This is a genomic window from Burkholderia sp. NRF60-BP8 (assembly GCF_001522585.2).
GTDB lineage: Bacteria > Pseudomonadota > Gammaproteobacteria > Burkholderiales > Burkholderiaceae > Burkholderia.
Window position 1 is genome coordinate 389,877 of record NZ_CP013374.1, and the last position, 16,827, is coordinate 406,703.

At 68.7% G+C, this 16,827-nt stretch carries 17 protein-coding genes; 2 read left to right on the forward strand and 15 right to left on the reverse strand.

The window, feature by feature from the left end; genetic code table 11:
- Positions 1-24: 24 nt before the first annotated feature.
- Positions 25-483, forward strand: coding sequence for a (2Fe-2S)-binding protein (locus tag WS54_RS31350; RefSeq protein WP_034209056.1), 459 nt, complete (start codon positions 25-27; stop codon positions 481-483).
- 21 nt (positions 484-504) lie between these two features.
- The gene (locus WS54_RS31355) at positions 505-2,997 is read left to right on the forward strand and encodes a xanthine dehydrogenase family protein molybdopterin-binding subunit (RefSeq protein ID WP_059781669.1); all 2,493 of its coding nucleotides are present in this window, start codon (positions 505-507) and stop codon (positions 2,995-2,997) included.
- 314 nt (positions 2,998-3,311) lie between these two features.
- Here WS54_RS31355 and WS54_RS31360 read toward each other — a convergent pair whose 3' ends face one another.
- From WS54_RS31360 to WS54_RS31430, 15 genes are all read right to left on the reverse strand, one after another.
- The gene (locus WS54_RS31360) at positions 3,312-4,286 is read right to left on the reverse strand and encodes a type II secretion system F family protein (RefSeq protein WP_059781671.1); all 975 of its coding nucleotides are present in this window, start codon (positions 4,284-4,286) and stop codon (positions 3,312-3,314) included.
- A 36-nt stretch (positions 4,287-4,322) separates the two neighbouring features.
- Complete coding sequence (locus tag WS54_RS31365) at positions 4,323-5,300, reverse strand: type II secretion system F family protein (protein ID WP_034209053.1); 978 nt, start codon at positions 5,298-5,300, stop codon at positions 4,323-4,325.
- A gap of 33 nt (positions 5,301-5,333) precedes the next feature.
- Positions 5,334-6,701 carry a CpaF family protein gene (locus WS54_RS31370; RefSeq protein WP_034209052.1) on the reverse strand — a complete coding sequence of 456 codons (1,368 nt, stop codon included), beginning with the start codon at positions 6,699-6,701 and terminating at the stop codon, positions 5,334-5,336.
- Positions 6,702-6,719: 18 nt separating this feature from the next.
- The gene (locus WS54_RS31375) at positions 6,720-7,928 is read right to left on the reverse strand and encodes an AAA family ATPase (protein WP_059781673.1); all 1,209 of its coding nucleotides are present in this window, start codon (positions 7,926-7,928) and stop codon (positions 6,720-6,722) included.
- 22 nt (positions 7,929-7,950) lie between these two features.
- Entirely contained in the window at positions 7,951-8,394 is a 444-nt protein-coding gene (locus WS54_RS31380; protein ID WP_059781675.1) for a TadE/TadG family type IV pilus assembly protein, read from the reverse strand.
- Complete coding sequence (locus WS54_RS31385) at positions 8,391-8,924, reverse strand: TadE/TadG family type IV pilus assembly protein (protein WP_034209049.1); 534 nt, start codon at positions 8,922-8,924, stop codon at positions 8,391-8,393. Before WS54_RS31385 ends, WS54_RS31380 begins: the two co-directional genes overlap by 4 nt.
- A 13-nt stretch (positions 8,925-8,937) precedes the next feature.
- Positions 8,938-10,209: a pilus assembly protein TadG-related protein gene (locus WS54_RS31390; protein ID WP_059781677.1), complete on the reverse strand. Its 1,272-nt coding sequence runs from the start codon at positions 10,207-10,209 to the stop codon at positions 8,938-8,940.
- A gap of 25 nt (positions 10,210-10,234) precedes the next feature.
- Positions 10,235-10,531, reverse strand: a complete 297-nt coding sequence (locus tag WS54_RS31395; RefSeq protein WP_059781679.1) for a hypothetical protein — start codon at positions 10,529-10,531, stop codon at positions 10,235-10,237.
- Between the two features lie 20 nt (positions 10,532-10,551).
- Entirely contained in the window at positions 10,552-12,486 is a 1,935-nt protein-coding gene (locus WS54_RS31400; protein WP_059781680.1) for a type II and III secretion system protein family protein, read from the reverse strand.
- A gap of 103 nt (positions 12,487-12,589) precedes the next feature.
- Positions 12,590-13,429: a Flp pilus assembly protein CpaB gene (gene cpaB / locus WS54_RS31405; protein ID WP_034209045.1), complete on the reverse strand. Its 840-nt coding sequence runs from the start codon at positions 13,427-13,429 to the stop codon at positions 12,590-12,592.
- A gap of 35 nt (positions 13,430-13,464) precedes the next feature.
- Entirely contained in the window at positions 13,465-14,865 is a 1,401-nt protein-coding gene (locus tag WS54_RS31410; RefSeq protein WP_059781682.1) for a hypothetical protein, read from the reverse strand.
- 43 nt (positions 14,866-14,908) lie between these two features.
- Complete coding sequence (locus WS54_RS31415) at positions 14,909-15,448, reverse strand: A24 family peptidase (protein ID WP_059781684.1); 540 nt, start codon at positions 15,446-15,448, stop codon at positions 14,909-14,911.
- A gap of 28 nt (positions 15,449-15,476) precedes the next feature.
- Positions 15,477-15,683, reverse strand: a complete 207-nt coding sequence (locus WS54_RS31420; protein ID WP_034209042.1) for a Flp family type IVb pilin — start codon at positions 15,681-15,683, stop codon at positions 15,477-15,479.
- A gap of 82 nt (positions 15,684-15,765) precedes the next feature.
- Positions 15,766-15,957, reverse strand: coding sequence for a Flp family type IVb pilin (locus tag WS54_RS31425; protein ID WP_034209041.1), 192 nt, complete (start codon positions 15,955-15,957; stop codon positions 15,766-15,768).
- A 141-nt stretch (positions 15,958-16,098) separates the two neighbouring features.
- Positions 16,099-16,290 carry a Flp family type IVb pilin gene (locus tag WS54_RS31430; protein WP_059781685.1) on the reverse strand — a complete coding sequence of 64 codons (192 nt, stop codon included), beginning with the start codon at positions 16,288-16,290 and terminating at the stop codon, positions 16,099-16,101.
- Positions 16,291-16,827 lie beyond the last annotated feature (537 nt).

Consider the following 16,827-nt stretch of genomic DNA (forward strand, 5'->3'; position numbering starts at 1 on the left):
AGGTATCCAACGGAGAACTTCACGATGGTGACGTTGAACATCAACAACCGGCCGGCCGAGATCGACGCCGATCCGTCGACACCGGTGCTCTGGGTGCTGCGCGACAACCTCGGGCTGACCGGCACCAAGTTCGGATGCGGCACCGGCGACTGCGGCGCCTGCACCGTTCACGTCGACGGCCGCCCGGCCCGAAGCTGCACGCTCGCGCTGTCGGCGGTCGGCAGCGCGCGCATCACGACGTCCGAACATCTCGCCGACGATGCGGTCGGCAAGGCCGTCCTCGACGCATGGATCCGGCACGACGTCGCGCAATGCGGCTACTGCCAGAGCGGCCAGATGATGAGTGCGGCCGGCCTGCTGCGCGGCAACAAGGCGCCGACCGATGCCGACATCGATCGCGCGATGGCCGGCAACCTGTGCCGTTGCGCGACCTACCAGCGCATCCGCGCCGCGATTCACGATGCGGCTCACGCGCTCGCCTGAGCCTGCCCGGAGACTGTGACCATGCGTATCCGCACTTTCGGGCGCCCGGCAAGCGCCGACACCGCCCATCGCGACGCGCCGCCCGCCACTGGAGCCGATGCTCCGATGCTCGGCCGGCGCGGCTTCCTGAAGCTGACGATGGCGGCGAGCGGCTGCCTCGCGCTCGGCATCGCGCCGACGCGCGCCGCGGCGCAAGCGGGCACGACCTCGCCGGCTTCGCCACCGCAAGCATTCCTGATCATTGCACCGGACAACACCGTGACCGTCGCCGTCAACCGGACGGAATCCGGCCAGGGCGTCAGCACCGCGCTGCCGATGGCGCTGGCCGACGAGCTCGACGCCGACTGGCGCAACGTGCGCACCGTGCTCGCGCCGGCCGGCGAGCCGTACAAGGATCCGGTGACGGGCATCCAGATGACGGCCGGCTCGACGTCGGTCAATCACTCGTTCGCGCAATACCGCGAACTCGGCGCGTCCGCCCGCGCGATGCTCGTCGCCGCGGCCGCGCAGCGCTGGAACGTCGATCCCGCCACGTGCCGGACCGCGAATGGCGTCGTGACGTCCGGCAGCTACCGCGCGACCTACGGCGAGCTCGCACCGGCCGCGATGGCGATGCCGGTCCCGCAGCGGGTGCCGTTGAAGTCGCCGGACCAGTTCCGCCTGATCGGCAAGCCGACACCGCGCGTCGACGCGCGCGCGATGCTCGACGGCACGCTCAAATACGGGATGGACTGGCGCCTGCCGGACACGATGGTGGCCGTGGTCGCGCGCCCGCCGCGCTTCGGCGGCAAGGTCGCGAGCTACGACGCGGCGGCGGCCCGGGCCGTCAAGGGCGTGGTCGAGGTCGTCGAGATCCCGACCGATCGCGGCGGCACCGGCGTGGCCGTGATCGCGAACGGCTACTGGCCGGCCAAGCTCGGCCGCGATGCGCTGAAGGTGACGTGGAAGGACGCCGGCTCGACCGTCACGTCCGCCGAACAGATGCAGGCGTACAAGCAGCTCGCCGGCACGCCGGGGACCGTGGTGCGCACGGCCGATGCCGGCAGCGCGCCGCCGGCGGCGACGCGGATCCAGAAGGACTACGAATTTCCGTATCTGGCGCATGCGGCGATGGAACCGCTCAGCTGCACGGTCGACGTCGGGCCGGCGAACTGCGCGTGCGGGATCAAGATCTGGGGCGGCTCGTCGCTGCAGACCGCCGACCGCGCGGCCGTCGCGAAGGCGCTCGGCGTCGCGCCGGAGAAAGTCCAGATCTTTACGCTGACGACGGGCGGCGACTACGGCCGGCGCTCGACGCCCACGTCGGACTACGTGGTCGAGGCCGCCCGCGTGTCGTCCGCGTACCTCGCCGCCGGCCATCTCGGCCCGGTCAAGACGATCTGGACGCGCGAGGACGATCTGCGCGGCGGCTATTACCGCCCGATGGTGCTGCATCGCGTCGACATCGGCGTCGACGGGAGCGGCGCCGTGCGCGACTGGCAGCACGTCGTCGTCGGCCAGTCGGTGCTGAAGGGCTCGCCGCTCGAGCGCACGGCGATGCTCCGGCGCGGCACCGATCCCAGCCTGACCGACGGCGTCGCGAACAGCCCGTACGGCTTCCCGATGCAGGTATCGGTCCATCAGACCGATGTCGACGTGCCGGTCCAGTCGTGGCGCTCGGGCGGCCATACGCATACGGCGTTCGTGATGGAAACGCTGGTCGACGAACTCGCGCACGCGGCGCGCCAGGACCCGGTCGCGTACCGGATGGCGCGGCTGGCCGGCCCCGAGCACGCGCCGTATCGCCAGGCGCTCGCGCTGGCCGTCGACAAGTCCGGCTACGGCACGCGCACGCTGCCGGCCGGGCACGCATGGGGCGTCGCGATGCACGAAACGGCCGGCTCGGTCGTCGCGTACGTGACGGAGGTGTCGATCGAGGCGCAGCAGCCGCGCGTGCATCGCGTGACGGCAGGCGTGTATGCGGGCCGCATCGTCAACCCGACCGGTGCGGAAGCGCAGATCCAGGGCGGCGCGCTGTTCGGTCTCGCGACGACGAAGCCGGGTTTCGCGATCGACGTCGACCATGGCGCGGTGCGCAACGCCGGTTTCGCCGACTATCCGCCCGTGCGCATGCAGGAAGCGCCGCCGGTGGACGTCTTCTTCGTGCCGTCGGACGCCCAGCCGACCGGGTTGAGCGACGCCGGCGTACCGCCGATCGCGCCGGCGGTGGCCAACGGTGCGTTCGTGCTGACCGGCGAACGGATGCGTGCGTTGCCGTTCGCGCCGATGCTGGTCGCATCGGCCGCGCCCGCGATGCCGGAGGCGCCCGCAGCGGCGGCCGACGAGGATCCGTACGGCGACCTGCCGGCCGGCGGTTGCCGGATTCCGCACAAGGTCAAGCGGGCCGCGTTGAAGCCCAGGAGCGACCAAAGCCACGCAGGCGTCGGCCAGGCACCCGCCGTGCCGAAATTCCTGCGGCCGAAACGGCGCGCCGGGATTCCGTGCATCGAGGATCTGAAGAAAGGCACGGTGTGACGTAGACGATCCGGCGCGCGATCGATACCGGCAGTCGTTTTCAGTGACGCGCCGCGCGCCGGCCGCCCCGATACGGGGCGCCGCCGCTTCGAGCGGTTAGCAGTAGGGGGCAGCCGCGAAGGCGGTGGACTACGGCTTGTTCCATGGCCGACCATGGGTCCAGGATGCATCGACGCCGCTATGGTCGACCTGTCTCGCGGCGCCGCCTGGGGAGGAAGCCTCCATGAAGCCTGTTGCCGTGCCGGCCGCCGGATCGCCCGGGGCCGGCACGCAAGATCGCGATCGATGCCGGTAAAGCCGCTGCGCTCCGCCGTTCACTGCGCGATGCCGACGAACGTCGGCAGCAGCACGCGATAGACGTGAATCATCGCCGGGCCGAGCAGCACCATCATCAGCGCGGGGAAGATGCAGAAAATCAGCGGGAACAGCAGCTTCAGCGCGATCTTCGCCGCGCGTTCCTCCGCGCGCATCCGGCGCCGCGTGCGCAGCATGTCCGACAGCACGCGCAGCGATTCGCCGATGCTCGTGCCGAACCGGTCGGCCTGGATCAGCATCGCGCAGAACGATTCGATGTCCTCCACGCCGGTGCGCAGCGCGAGATTGCGCAGCGCCGTCTCCTTCGTGAAGCCGGAGCGCATCTCGAGCAGCAGCAGGTCGAGCTCGCTCGCGACCACCTCGCTGCGAAACCGCAGCTCCTCGCTCACTTTCATCAGGGCTGCGTCGAGCCCGAGTCCCGCCTCGACGCACACCGTCAACAGGTCGAGCGCGTCCGGGAAATCCTCGAAGATCTTCTGCTGGCGCACCTTGGCCCGTTGCGACAGCACGACGTTCGGGATGTAGTAGCCGATGCCGGCGAGCGCCACGAGGATCACCGACAGCAGCGCACGCTCGTCGCCGAGCGGCGTCGTGATCAGCGCCAGCAGCGCCGCGCACGGCAGGCCGAGCGCGAGCATCGTCTTCGCGGTGAAATACAGCGCGGCCGCGCTCTGGTTGCGCCAGCCGGCGTTCATCAGCCGGATGCGCAGCGGCGAATTCTCCCACCCCTCCTTCGGCACCGACAGCTTCGAGATCGGGGTGGACAGCTCGACCAGCTTCGCGACCCAGCGCGACGCCATGTCGTCGCCCTGACCCGGGCCGGCGACGGCACCCGCCCCGGCCCCGCCGGCCTGCTGGATCCGGCGCTGGATGCCGCGCGGCGCGAACAGCAGCATCGCGACGAGCACGCCGCCGGCCACGACGATGAACAAGCCGCCCAGCATCACGGCCTGGACCACGCTCAGGTTTTGCATGACAGCCTCGCAACGGTTCGTTATTCGGCTCGCGCGTCAGACGCGAATACGGACGATACGACGGATCCAGAACAGGCCGAACAGCATCGACACCAGCATCGTGCCGACCATCCGGATCCCGGCCGGATCCTCCCAGAGCACCGACAGGAACTCGCGGTTCAGCAGCGCCATCACCGCCGCGGTGCCGAACGGCAAGAGCCCGAGAATCCAAGCCGACAGCCGCCCTTCCGCCGACAGCACGCGCACCTTGTCGAACAGCTTGAAACGCTCGCGGATCAGCCCGGCGATGCTGTCGAGCAGCTCGGCCAGGTTGCCGCCCGTCTCGCGCTGGATCAGCACCGCGATCACGAAGTAGCGCAGATCCTGCACCGGTACGCGCGTCGCGAGATTCATCAGCGCGTCGTGCAGCGACACGCCGTAGTTGACCTCGTCGAACGTGACGCGGAACTCGCCGCCCATCGGCTCGGAAAACTCGTCGCCGACCATCCCGAGCGTGCTCGTGAACGAATGCCCGGAGCGCAGCGCGCGCGCGATCATGTCGCAGATCTCCGGCAACTGCCGCTCGAGCTTGCGCAGCCGGCGCGCGCGGCAGCGCAGCACGTACATCATCGGCATCCACCCTGCGAACAGCGCGATCGGCACCGCGGCAAGTTGCGGCAACCGCGCGAAGCTCGCCACGAACCATGCGAGCGCCGCGAACGTCGCGCCGAGCGTGATCAGCTTCGGCAGCGTCCAGTCGAGGCCCGACTGCTGGATCACGAGATCGAGCGCGTGCACGCGCGGCACGCGCAGCAGCAGCCGGTCGAACGGTTTCGACTCGTCGAGCATCCGCTTCTTCAGGATCGACAGCCGCTCCTGCTGGACGTTGCCGCCGGCCGACATCGCGCGGATGCGCGATTCGATCCGGCGCGCGGCGGCGCCGTGCCGCGCGTTCCACCATTGATAGACGCCTTCGATCGACAGCACGACCGCGACGAAGGTGAGAATCACAAAACCGTAAAAGATCGCATTCATGAGGCCTCCCCGGCAGCGCACGGCGCCCTGGCGTCAGTCCGTCTCGTAACGCACGGACGGGTCGTACAGCGAATCCGGCAGGTCGATGCCGAACGCCTGCAGCCGCTCGACGAACTTCGGCCGCACGCCGGTCGCGCAGAAGTGGCCGCGCACCGACCCGTCGCGGTCCACGCCCGTGCGCTTGAACGTGAAGATCTCCTGCATGTTGATGATGTCGCCTTCCATCCCGGTCAGTTCCTGGATGCTGACGATCTTGCGCTTGCCGTCCGTGAGCCGCGCCGCCTGCACGACTACCGAGATCGCCGATGCGATCTGCTGGCGCATCGTCTTCGGCGGCAGCGTCAGGCCGGACACGCTGACCATGTTCTCGAGCCGCGTCAGCGCATCGCGCGGCGTGTTCGCGTGGATCGTCGCGAGCGATCCTTCGTGGCCGGTGTTCATCGCGTTGAGCATGTCGAGCGCTTCGGCGCCGCGCACTTCGCCGAGGATGATCCGGTCCGGGCGCATCCGCAGCGCGTTGCGCACCAGCGTGCGCTGCGTGATCTCGCCCTTGCCTTCGATGTTCGGCGGCCGTGTTTCGAGCCGCAGTACGTGCGGCTGCTGCAGTTGCAGCTCGGCGGCGTCCTCGATCGTCACGATCCGCTCGTTGCGCGGAATGAAGCCGGACAGGATGTTGAGCAGCGTCGTCTTGCCGCTGCCGGTGCCGCCCGACACCAGCACGTTCACCTTCGCGCGCGCCAGCGCGTCGAGCAGTTCGGCCATCGGCGGCGTCAGGCTGTGGAAGCGCACCAGGTCGTCCATCTTCAGCGGGTTGACCGCGAAGCGCCGGATCGACATCAGCGGCCCGTCGATCGCGGACGGCGGGATGATCGCGTTCACGCGCGAGCCGTCCGGCAGCCGCGCGTCGACCATCGGGCTCGATTCGTCGATACGGCGGCCGACGCGCGACACGATCTTCTCGATCACCTTCATCAGGTGCGCGTCGTCGTAGAACGTCACGTCCGTCAGTTCGAGCTGCCCGCAGCGCTCGACGTAGACTTGCCGGCAGGTGTTCACGAGGATGTCGGAAATGCCGGGGTCGCGCAGCAGCGCTTCGAGCGGGCCGAAGCCGAACATCTCGTCGTACACGTCGATCGCGAGCTGCCGCCGCTCGATGTCGTTCGCGGGCAGCCGTTCCTCGTCGAGGATGCGCGCGATCAGCGCGCCGATTTCCATGCGGACCTGGTCCTGATGCAGTCGCGACAGGCGCTCGAGCTCCACGCGCTCGAGCACGGCCAGGTGAATTTCGCGGCGCAGCTTCTGGTATGCGTCGCGCACCGACGAATGGGCCGGGCCGGCCGGCTCGCCGCCCGCCGCCATCGGCTGGGCCCGGTGCAAGGACATCTGTTCGCGCAATGACATGACGGTTCCCCGAAAGAATTACATCGACTTGAGCTTCGGCGTGGCCTTGCGGCCGAACAACCGGGACATCAACGGTTCGGTGCGCGTCGCGCTGCGTCCCGCGCGCACTTCGCCGTCGACGAGTTGCTTCGCATAGCCCTGCAATGCCCGTGCGACCGCCGAACCGCGCGCGAGCCGCGACACCGGGTGGCCCTGGTTGATCGCTTCGAGCACGGTGTCGGCGTCGTCGGGAATCGTGCAGGCCGCATGCAGGCCGAGCACTTCCTCGAGCGCGGTGCGGGTCCGCTCGCTCGCGCGCGTCGCGCGGTTCACGATCAGCCGCAACTGGTCGGTCGAATAGCCGAGCGACACGAGGATCTCCAGCAGCCGGCGGCCGGCGCGCACGTGCGGCATCGCGGGCTGCAGCACGATCTGGATCTGGTCGCTGCGATCGAGCGCGACCATCGACAGCGGGTTGATGCCGACGCCGACGTCGAAGATCACGAAGTCGTAGCGCGGCGCGGCGACCCCGAGAATCCATTCGAGCGCGTCCTCGCGCACCTCGGCGGCCTTGACCGGGTCGCCGGCGCCGGCCAGCACGTGAAAATTTTCCGTCACGTGCGCGACGCTCGCGTCGAGAAACGCGCTGTCGAGCCGCTCGATCTGCGCGCACAGCTGCGGTAGCGTCGACGGCGGGGTTTCGTCGCTGACGAGGAACGCCGCGTCGGCGAACTGCTGGTTCACGTCGATCAGCAGCACGCGGCGCTTGAAGCCCTCGGCGATCTCGAACGCGACGTTGCCGGCCGCGAAGCTCGTGCCGGCCCCGCCCTTGCACGACATGAACGACACGATCCGCGTGTCGTCGGTATCGCGCCGCGTGCTTTGCGCGGCCGCCCGTTCGAGCGCGTTGCCGAGCGCCTGCAAATCGAGCGGCCACTGCAGCACGTCGCGCGCGCCGGCGCGCATCGCGTCGAGCAGCACGTGCGGCGATGCGTCGGCCGTCACGAGGATGCAGGTCAGGCTCGCGTGCGCGCGGCAGATGCGCTCGATCGCCGCCAGCTCGAACGGGTCGAGCGACGTGCCGTCGATCAGCAGGACGTCGAACGCGTCGAGCCCGTCGGTGCGATGTTCGATCTGCGACGGGCGGCCGGTGGCGCGCGTCGTGCGATAGCGTCCGCTGTCGGCCACGAGCCGCGCGATCTGCGAAAGCCGCGCGGTATCGTCGGAAGCGACGAGGATATTGATCATGTCGTGTGCCTCGTGTGTTCGATCAGTTGCAGGCGGAGCCGCCCGTCGCGGAGTTCAGGCTTTCGCGCGGCAGCGTCGTCGTGAACGGCGGCATCGTGACCGTGATGTTCACGAACGGAATCATGGTCTTGACGGTGACGTTCGTGACGCTCACCGTCACGAACGAGCACGTGTTGATGTCGCAACTCGACGGCGTGTAGTTGACCGAGACGTTCGCGTTCGACAGCAGCGGCAGCAGCGATCGCACGCGCTTCACGACGCCCGCGGCGTTCACGTCGCAGACCACCGCCGTGCGTGCGCCGAGGCGCACGGCTTCGCTCGCGGTGTTCCAGTAGAACAGCACGCGGCCGAATTCGAAGATGCCGATCAGCAGCACGATCAGCACCATCGCGATGAGGGCGAACTCGACGATCGCCGCGCCGCGCTGCGCGCGCCGGCGCGACCGCGGAAATTGGCGCGCGTTCATGACACCTGCCTCATCACGGTGACGATGTTGCCGAAGGTGATCGACGGCAGCGCCGGATACGCGGGAATCGGCTGGTACTTGTAGCCGCTGATCTTCACTTCGACGACGTTGATCGCGCCCGTGGCCGTCCCGCTTGCCGTGTTGTTGTCCGCGTCGTAGGTCGGCAGGTTCGCGAACTGCGCCGGGTCGGACGCATCGCTGCAGCCGGTCGTGCGCTGGGCGTCGCAGATCGTGACCATCGACGTCGTGAGCCCCGGCACCAGCTCGGTGCCCGACGTACCGCACGTCGTGCTGCCGTACACGACCAGACACTGCGCCTGCGACACCGGATACGCGCTGTCGGTCGGCAACCAGACCGACAGGTAGCGCGCCGCATCGCGGGTCGCCTTGGTCAGCGTCTCGTACTGGTAGATCGCCCGGCCGAACTCGGCCACGCCGGTCGCCAGCAGAATCATCGGCATCAGCACGAGCGCGAACTCGACGGCGACGGCGCCCCGGGTGCGCGAACGACGAATCGGCAGCTTCTTCATGACCGTCTCTCCGCTATTGAACGAGCATCGGCACCTGGGTGCCCGACGCGCTGCCGCTGCCCGGCAAGCCGTGCGTCGCGCACGGGTTGTTGCCGGAGACCGACGAGCCGAGGTATTCGAGATGCGCGACGACCGTGCCGCTGCCGGCGCTGAACGGAAGCGGATCGAGCATCAGCACGCAATCCCATTGCGTGACGTGGACCTTGCCGCTGTTGCCCTTCAGCGTCGAACAGTCGCCTTCCGGCGCGAGCGCGAGGCGCCGGTCGCCGCCGTACGTCGTGTAGTTGCTCGCCGTCGCCGTGCCGTTGGTCGCGATGCCGCTGCCCGACGGCGGTGCGCCGTCGCCCTGGTACGACTTGAAGCTCGCGCGGTCGGCCACGAACTGCGTGTACGCGTCACCCTTGATGCCCGCCGTTCCCGGCGGCCCGTAGTTCGGCCCGACATAGGCGTAGCCGGTGAAGTCCGGCTGGCCGCTCGAGCCGTTCGCGCCGTTCGTATAGATGCCGAAACGCGTATTCCACGCGCGCTGCGACGCCGACTTCAGGCCGGTGGTGCTCAGGTCCGGCGGGCTCGTGATGTTGCAGGTATTGCCCGACAGCTCGCTCGCGAGCGTCGTCTCGCTCGTCGACCCGTCGAGCGCCGCCCAGCCGAAATTGCCGGGCCCGTAGGTCGACGACGACCCGGACGGCGACGAGATCCAGTCGCCGACCTTGTAGGCCGGATCGGACGGGCCACGGCACACGAACACGGGAATCGCACAGGTCGTCTGCCCGCCGCCGACGGTCGCGATCGCGCTCGCCGACACTTCCGCCGCATTCGCGAGCTTCGTGCCCGGCAGCACGTTCAGCACTTCGATGAACCAGTGGGCGATGTTGCTCAGCGTCGCGGTGCACTGCACATACTTGATGTTCGACGGCTTCGTGACCGCATTCTTGGCCAGGAACGGGTCGCTCAGCGAATCGCTGAACGTGACGTTCGCGTTCGTCGACATCTGCACCGACTTCTTCTGGAAAAACACGAAATTCAGGTGGCCGGCCGCGATGCCGTCGGCTTCGGCCACCGACAGGCTGATCGCCGTCGTCAGGTCGCGCGCGGCGGACAGCGCGCAGGCATCGGCACTGTTCTGCAGTTCGCTGCGCGTGACGTACAGCTTGCCGAGATCCAGCGCGAGCCCGACGAATCCGATCATCACCGCCAGCGAAAGGCCGACGATGATCGCGACGGCACCGCGCTGGCGGTGCAGGCTGCGACGCGCGACTTTCGGATAGCGGGCTGCGCTGTTCATGGCGTTCTCCCTGAGCGTGCCGTCGTTACTGGGTGGACTTGCCGATGCCGATCACGAACGCATTGGCGGGCGGCAGGGTCTGCTTGAACGACTTGTCGTAGTTGTCGAGCGCGGCCGCGGCGGCGGCGCCGTCGATCCCCGACGCCGACGCCGGATGTTCGCCGGCATGCGGATCGATGATCTGGGCGTGCATCACGGTGCGGACCGAGTCGCCGAAGCGGCTGTCCCACACCGGGGTCGACGACATGCAACCGGCAAGCGCGAACGCGAGCGGGACGGCAAGCGCCGCGCGGCGCGCGAATACGAGGTAGGCGGATTTCATGAGCTTCCCCTTGGATGGCTTCAACGATCGGTGGACTGGGGTTCGGCGGCCGCACGCGCAATCTGCGCCTTGGGCGCCGCCGCGATCCGGTGCTTCGGTCGCGCCGCCGGCTGGGCCGACGGTTCGGGGGCCGCGGCCGCGAGGCGCGCGGCGGCGGCTTCGATGCGCGCGACACGCGCCGCGGTGGCCGGGTCGGACTGCGGCGCGGCGGCCGCGACCGGCGCCGGCGCCTTCGGCGGCTCGGCCGGTACCGGCGGCTGCACGTCGGCGTCTTGCGGCGCGCGCGGCGCGGGCAGCGCGGCCGGTGCGACCGGTGCTTCCGATTGCGGCGCCGGAGCGGGCGCCGGCGCCTGGGCCGGGGTCTGCGGGGCGGCGGCCGCGCCGTTCGCGGGTTGCTTCGGCTGTGCGCCTGCCTTGCGCACGCCGCCGCGGCCTTCCATGTTGCCGGTCGCATACACGTCGGCTTCGTTCGGTTTCGAGAAGCTGTCGGTCGGCAGCGCGACGTCCGCGGTCTGCAGCGGCTTCACCAGGTGCGGCGTGATCAGGAAGATCAGCTCGGTGCGATCCTGCTGGAACGACGTGCTGCGGAACAGCGCACCGAGCACCGGCACTTCGCCGACACCCGGGATCGCCTTCAGCGCGCCGGTCGCGTTGTCCTTGATCAGCCCGCCGATCGCGAACGATTCGCCGTCGCTCATCTGCACCGTCGTCGACGCGCGCCGCGTCGTGATCAGCGGCAGAATCGACGTGCCGCCGATGTTGGACGCGCTCAGCGTGACGCCCGTCTGCGACAGCTCCGACACTTCCGGCGCGACCTTCAGGCTGATCCGGCCGTTGGCCAGCACCGTCGGCGTGAACTTCAGCGCCACGCCGAATTCCTCTTCCTGCAGCGTGATCGACGAGACGCCGTTGCTGCCGCTCTGCGGGATCGGAATGAAGATCCTGCCGCCCGCGAGGAACGTCGCTTCCTGGCCGCTGATCGTCACGAGGTTCGGCTCCGCGAGGATCTTGACGAGGTTGTCGGTGTTCTGCGCGTCGGCCGCGATGCTGAACGGCTTGTTGTTCGCCTTGTTGAACACGGCGCCGCTCGCGACGCCCGCGAGCAGGTTGCTGACCAGCGCGCCGCTCCACGAACCGAAGCCGCCCTGGATGTTGAACGCGCTGCCCATCTGGTTGATCAGCGTCTTCGACACCTCGGCCACCTTCACCTCGAGCATGACCTGCTGCGGCGACGTGACGTTCAGCATGTTGAGCACGCCGCCGCCCTGCTTGCCGCCGCCCGCCGCATCGCCCGCGCTGTCGCCGTACGCGTGGGCGATCTGCACGGCCTGCTGCGCGGCCTGCGAACTCGACACCGTGCCGGCGAGCACGATCGTGCCGGCCGCGGTCGACACATGAATGTCGCGCTCGTTCGGCATCAGTTGCAGCAGCGACGCCTGCAGGCCGCCGGCGTCCGCGCCGACCGCGACGTCGATCACGCGGCATGCGCCGCTCCTGCCCTGCACGATCATGTTGGTCGTGCCGACCGCGAGCCCGAGGATGTACAGCGTCTGCGGCGACACCATCGTCGCCTGCGCGACGGCCGGATTGCCGATCGTCCGGTTGCGGATCGGCTCGGGCATCGGCACCAGCAGCGACTTGCCGAGCGGCACGGCGACGCTGGTCGATTCGCGCACGGCGCCGACGCAGTTCGGCCCGCGCAGCGGCCCCGCCGACGCGGCGGGCGCGGCGGCCGGCATCGGCGCCATGCTGATCGTCATCTGCATCGGCCCCTTGCCGACCGCGGCCGGCGCGCTGGCGCCGCCCTTCGTCAGCACCGCCGATTCGACGCCTTCCTGCGCGAGTGCGCCATACACGGTCAGCCATCCCGAACAAAGGATCGCGGCCATCGTCGTACCCCGTGCGACGCGTGTGCGTAGCGGGCCGGTACCTGTGCGTTGCGGTTTGATCTTCATTTCGTCTGATCCCCCGAGAGACCGGCGCCGTGCCGGTTATCGACTTCCAAGGCCGCCACGCGTTGCCGGCGGCCGATCTGTTGGTCTGTCTATATGGATGACTTCAGAAACATTCGACGCTGCCTTTCACGCCGGTCAGCACGCCGACGCAATCGCGCCGCGCTTCCGGCGCCGCATGCGACGCGACGTGCACGCGGACCGGCCGCGCGCGAACGGGCGCCGGCTGCGCTTCGGGTGCGGGCGCCTTGCCGAGCAGCGTCAGCTTGGTCGCGCCGTCCGTGTTCAGCGTCTTCTGGTCGACCTGATTGCGCAGCACGAGCGACAGCGTGCCGACGCTGCGTGCGACGTCGAGCCGTTCGGCCTGCTCGGGCGTGACTTCCAGCGTCACCGCGTTGACCACCTTCGGCGCCGTGTCGTCGCGGCTCACCTGCTGCGCGACGGCGAGCACGAGGATGTGCTCGAGCACGATCTTGGAGATGCTCTGCCCGTCGGTCTTGCCCTGCTGTTCCTGCGTGTTGACGATCACGTCGACGTAGTTGCCCGGCAGCGCGAAGCCGGCGACGCCGACCACGTCGTTCACGCGCACCGTGATCGCGCGGCTGCCGTCGGCGATCACCGCGGACAGCCCGCCCTTCGTGCCGACCGGCGCGAGCTTCGACTCGATCACCGGCTCGCCGCGCGCGAGGCTGGTGCGCACGACGCGCCCTTCGAGCGCCTTCGTATCGGTGAACGCGCCGGTCGGCACGCTGCCCGACGGCCAGCTCACCATGTGGATCTGGTTCGGGCCGAGCGGCTCGCCCAGGTTCAGGTCGGTGCTGGCGACCGCAACGGACGTGACCGAGCTCGTGGACGTCTGTACCAGCCAGTGGGACGCGAACACGACCGCGGCAAGACCCGCGATCATCGCGACGACCAGCATCATGAGCGCTCGACTGTTTTTCATGGCAATGCTCCTCGACGAATCGTGAAAGAAACCGCTCAACCGGTGACGAACGTACGGCCTCCGCGCTCGACGGGCGGCGGATGGCTGCCGTCCCGCTCGGGCGCCGCACCGAAGTAACTCGCCCATGCGTCGTACAGCGCGTCGTGCGTCACCTCGGGCGGATCGCCGCGATAACGCGCGCCGGCGGCCACGAGGCGCAGCAGGTCCGCCGGAAAGCACGCGAGAAACGCCTTGCCGGTCGGCAGGTGCAGCCGATGCAGCAGGAAGTCGAACGCATCGCTCGCCGACACGAGCCCGAGCGATGCGCAGGCCGCGTCGTACACCGCGCGGTAGTCGTCGATCGACATCGCGCCGACGTGCAGCTTCGAGCCGAGGCGGCGCATGAACGCGTCGTCGCAGAACTGCTCCGGCGCCAGGTTGCTCGAGAACACCGGCCAAACGTCGAACGGCAGCACGAAGCGGTTGCCGGATTCGAGCGTCATGAAATCGACGCCGCGATCGAGCGGACGCAGCCAGCGATTGAGCAGGTCCCGCGGCTCGACGCGCTGGCGGCCGAGATCGTCGACGACGTACATGCCCATGTTCGCCTTCATGTGCGGCGGCGCCTGGTAGAAGCCGGCCGCTTCGTCGCGACGCAGGTCGAGCTCGTCGAGCGTCAGCTCGCCGCCCGACATCACGACCGGCCGCCGGCACAGGCGCCAGCGGCGATCGACCGACTGGCCGCCGCCCGCGGCTTGCGCGTCGACGTGCACGAGCGGGTCGTAGACCTGGATCACTTCGCCGGCCGCGCAGATCGCGTGCGGCACCGGCACGCGGCCGTGCATCAGCGCGCCGAGCCGCTCGGCGAGAAAGGTCTTGCCGCTGCCGGCCGGGCCGTAGATCAGCAGCGGCCGGCCCGCGTTCAGCGCGGCGGCCGCCGCATCGAGCACCGCCGTGTCGATCACGACGCCTTCGAACGCCGCCCACACGTCGCTCTGGCCGATGTGCAGCTTGTGCACCGAATGCGCGGCCACGCTCGCGAGATACGCGTCGAGCGTCACCGGCGCCGGCCCGCTGTAGCTGCTGCGTTCCCGTTCCTCGAGTGCGAGCACGCGCCCCGCATCGGTCAGGCGGAACGTCACGTCGAGATCGGTCGCGCCGCGATGGGTCAGCTCGACGAGATGCTCGCGCACCAGGAACGCAAAGACCTCGTCGAGCACCGCGAGCGGCAGGCAGTGCCGCTCGACCAGGTCGCGGTACGACGGGCGGCCGAGCACCAGCGTCGACTTCAGCACGAGGCCGGCGACGAACGCCATGCCGAGCCCCGTTTCGGCGAGCGAGCGGGGCGCCGACGGCAACTGCGCGCCCAGCTTCGTATGGACCTCCCGCGACGGCGGCGGATCGGGCAGGCGTGTCACCTGCGCGTCGCGTCTCGGTTCGGTGTGGTTCGTGTTCATGATCGTTGCGTCCTCGTTGCGTCCTCGTTGCTCATCCACCGCGCTATGCGCACGACGCGAACAGCATGCCCAGCGTGCCGGCCGCGATCGCCACGCCGTACGGCAGCGTGCCGACCGAGACGATCTCGGCGGGGCCGTCGTCGGCCTCGGCGCGCGCCGCTGGCGAGCGCTGCACGATCAGCGTGCGCACGTTCGCCCACATCCGGCGCGTCCGCCCGCGCAGCAGCGCGTAGGCGACGGAGCCGATCCCGCCGGCCAGGAACGTGGCCAGCGCGATGTAAAACGTCATTTCCGCGCCGACCCACGCACCGATCGCGAGCATCAGCTTCACGTCGCCCGCCGCCATCCCGCGCAACAGGTAGAATGGCAGCAGCAGGCCGAAGCCGGTTGCGGCCCCGGCGAGCCAGCCGAGCACGCCCGCCGGCACGCCGTGCAACAGACACTGCGCAACCAGCGCGCCGGCCAGGCCTAGCAGAACGAGACGGTTCGGAATGCGACGGGTCGCGATGTCGGTGCTGGCCGCAGCGATCGCGAGCAGCGTCACGCACAACGGAACCGGGTAAGGCGGCGCAACGGGAAACATGGCGAACCTCGCGGATCGAATCGGTGGATCAGGAAGCCATCGCCAGCGCGGTGGTCACGGCGGCCGTCGCGGCCGCGGCGATCATCTCGTACGCGTCGCCGAGCGAGCCCTTCAGCGTGACGACGCTGCCCAGTACCGCGATCGCGAACATCGACGCGAGCGACGCATATTCGATCGACGTCGCGCCTCGTTCGTCGGCGATCCAGCCACGTGCGGCACGCATGACGGCTTGCATGACGGTCTCCGGTTTCCGGTTGATCGGATCGCCGGGGACGGCTCGAGCGCTGCACCGGCCGAGCCGTCCGCGGCACGCTCCATCAGATGGCTGCGACCGCCGAATCGAGGTCGTCGGCGATCGTGCTGAACACGGTCTTGAGGTCCTTGCCGACCGTCGACAGCGCGGCGATGATGCCGATGGCGATCAGGGCGGCGATCAGGCCGTATTCGATGGCCGTCACGCCGTCTTCATCGCGTACGAAACGGCTGACTTGCTGAACGAGCTTGGACATGATGATCTCCTTGCGTAGTCACTTTCAAAGCCCTCGCGTGCCGGCAGGATCGAATGATCCGGCATCGATACGTCGAGGCAGGTTGTTGATGCCGTGTGGTGTCGACGAACAATTCGGAGGAGCCGTTCGCCGTACCGTTCGTCAAATCGCTGCCACGATCGAATCCAGATCGTCTGCCACCGTGCTGAAGACGGTTTTCAGATCCGTACCGACCGTCGTCAGCGCGGCGACGATGCCGATCGCGATCAGTGCGGCGATCAGGCCGTATTCGATGGCCGTCACACCGTCCTGATCGTCGACGAACCAGGCGATCTTTTCGATGATTCTCGACATGAGCACTCTCCTTTCGGACTACTATGAAATACCCTTCGTCGGTCAGGACGTCGGGGGCTGGCACCACCGGCACTACTCTGGAAATCGGAAGCCGACGATCAGTCGCGGAAACGGGGCGGACCGCCCCTGTCCGTGCGAACAGGTACCGGCGAGACGGAGCACGAGAGACGCGTGTACGGTTCGACCGGCCGGACGAACCGGGCAGGTCGAGCGACCGGAGCGGCACGGCGGCCGTTCGACGCATGGAATTCGATTGAACGAGAGACGAGCTCCCGGCAAAGCAGCAATGTGTCTTTAACGCGGCTTGCGAACCGCGATGCGCTGTGGTCTTTCATTTTTATTCCCCATGTACTGCCATGCCGATTTCTTATTGCCCTGAAGCAACCGGGTCTCTCGGGCCGTTCGACGACGATTCCCGCGGGTGACCGAACTGGAGCGGCGTGTTCCCCGACGCGCTCCGGCCGGTCTTTTCCCCAGGTGATTCACGAACCGGTTGCGCGGCGTTTCTGTCTGAACCGTCCGGTCGTCAAATCGTCG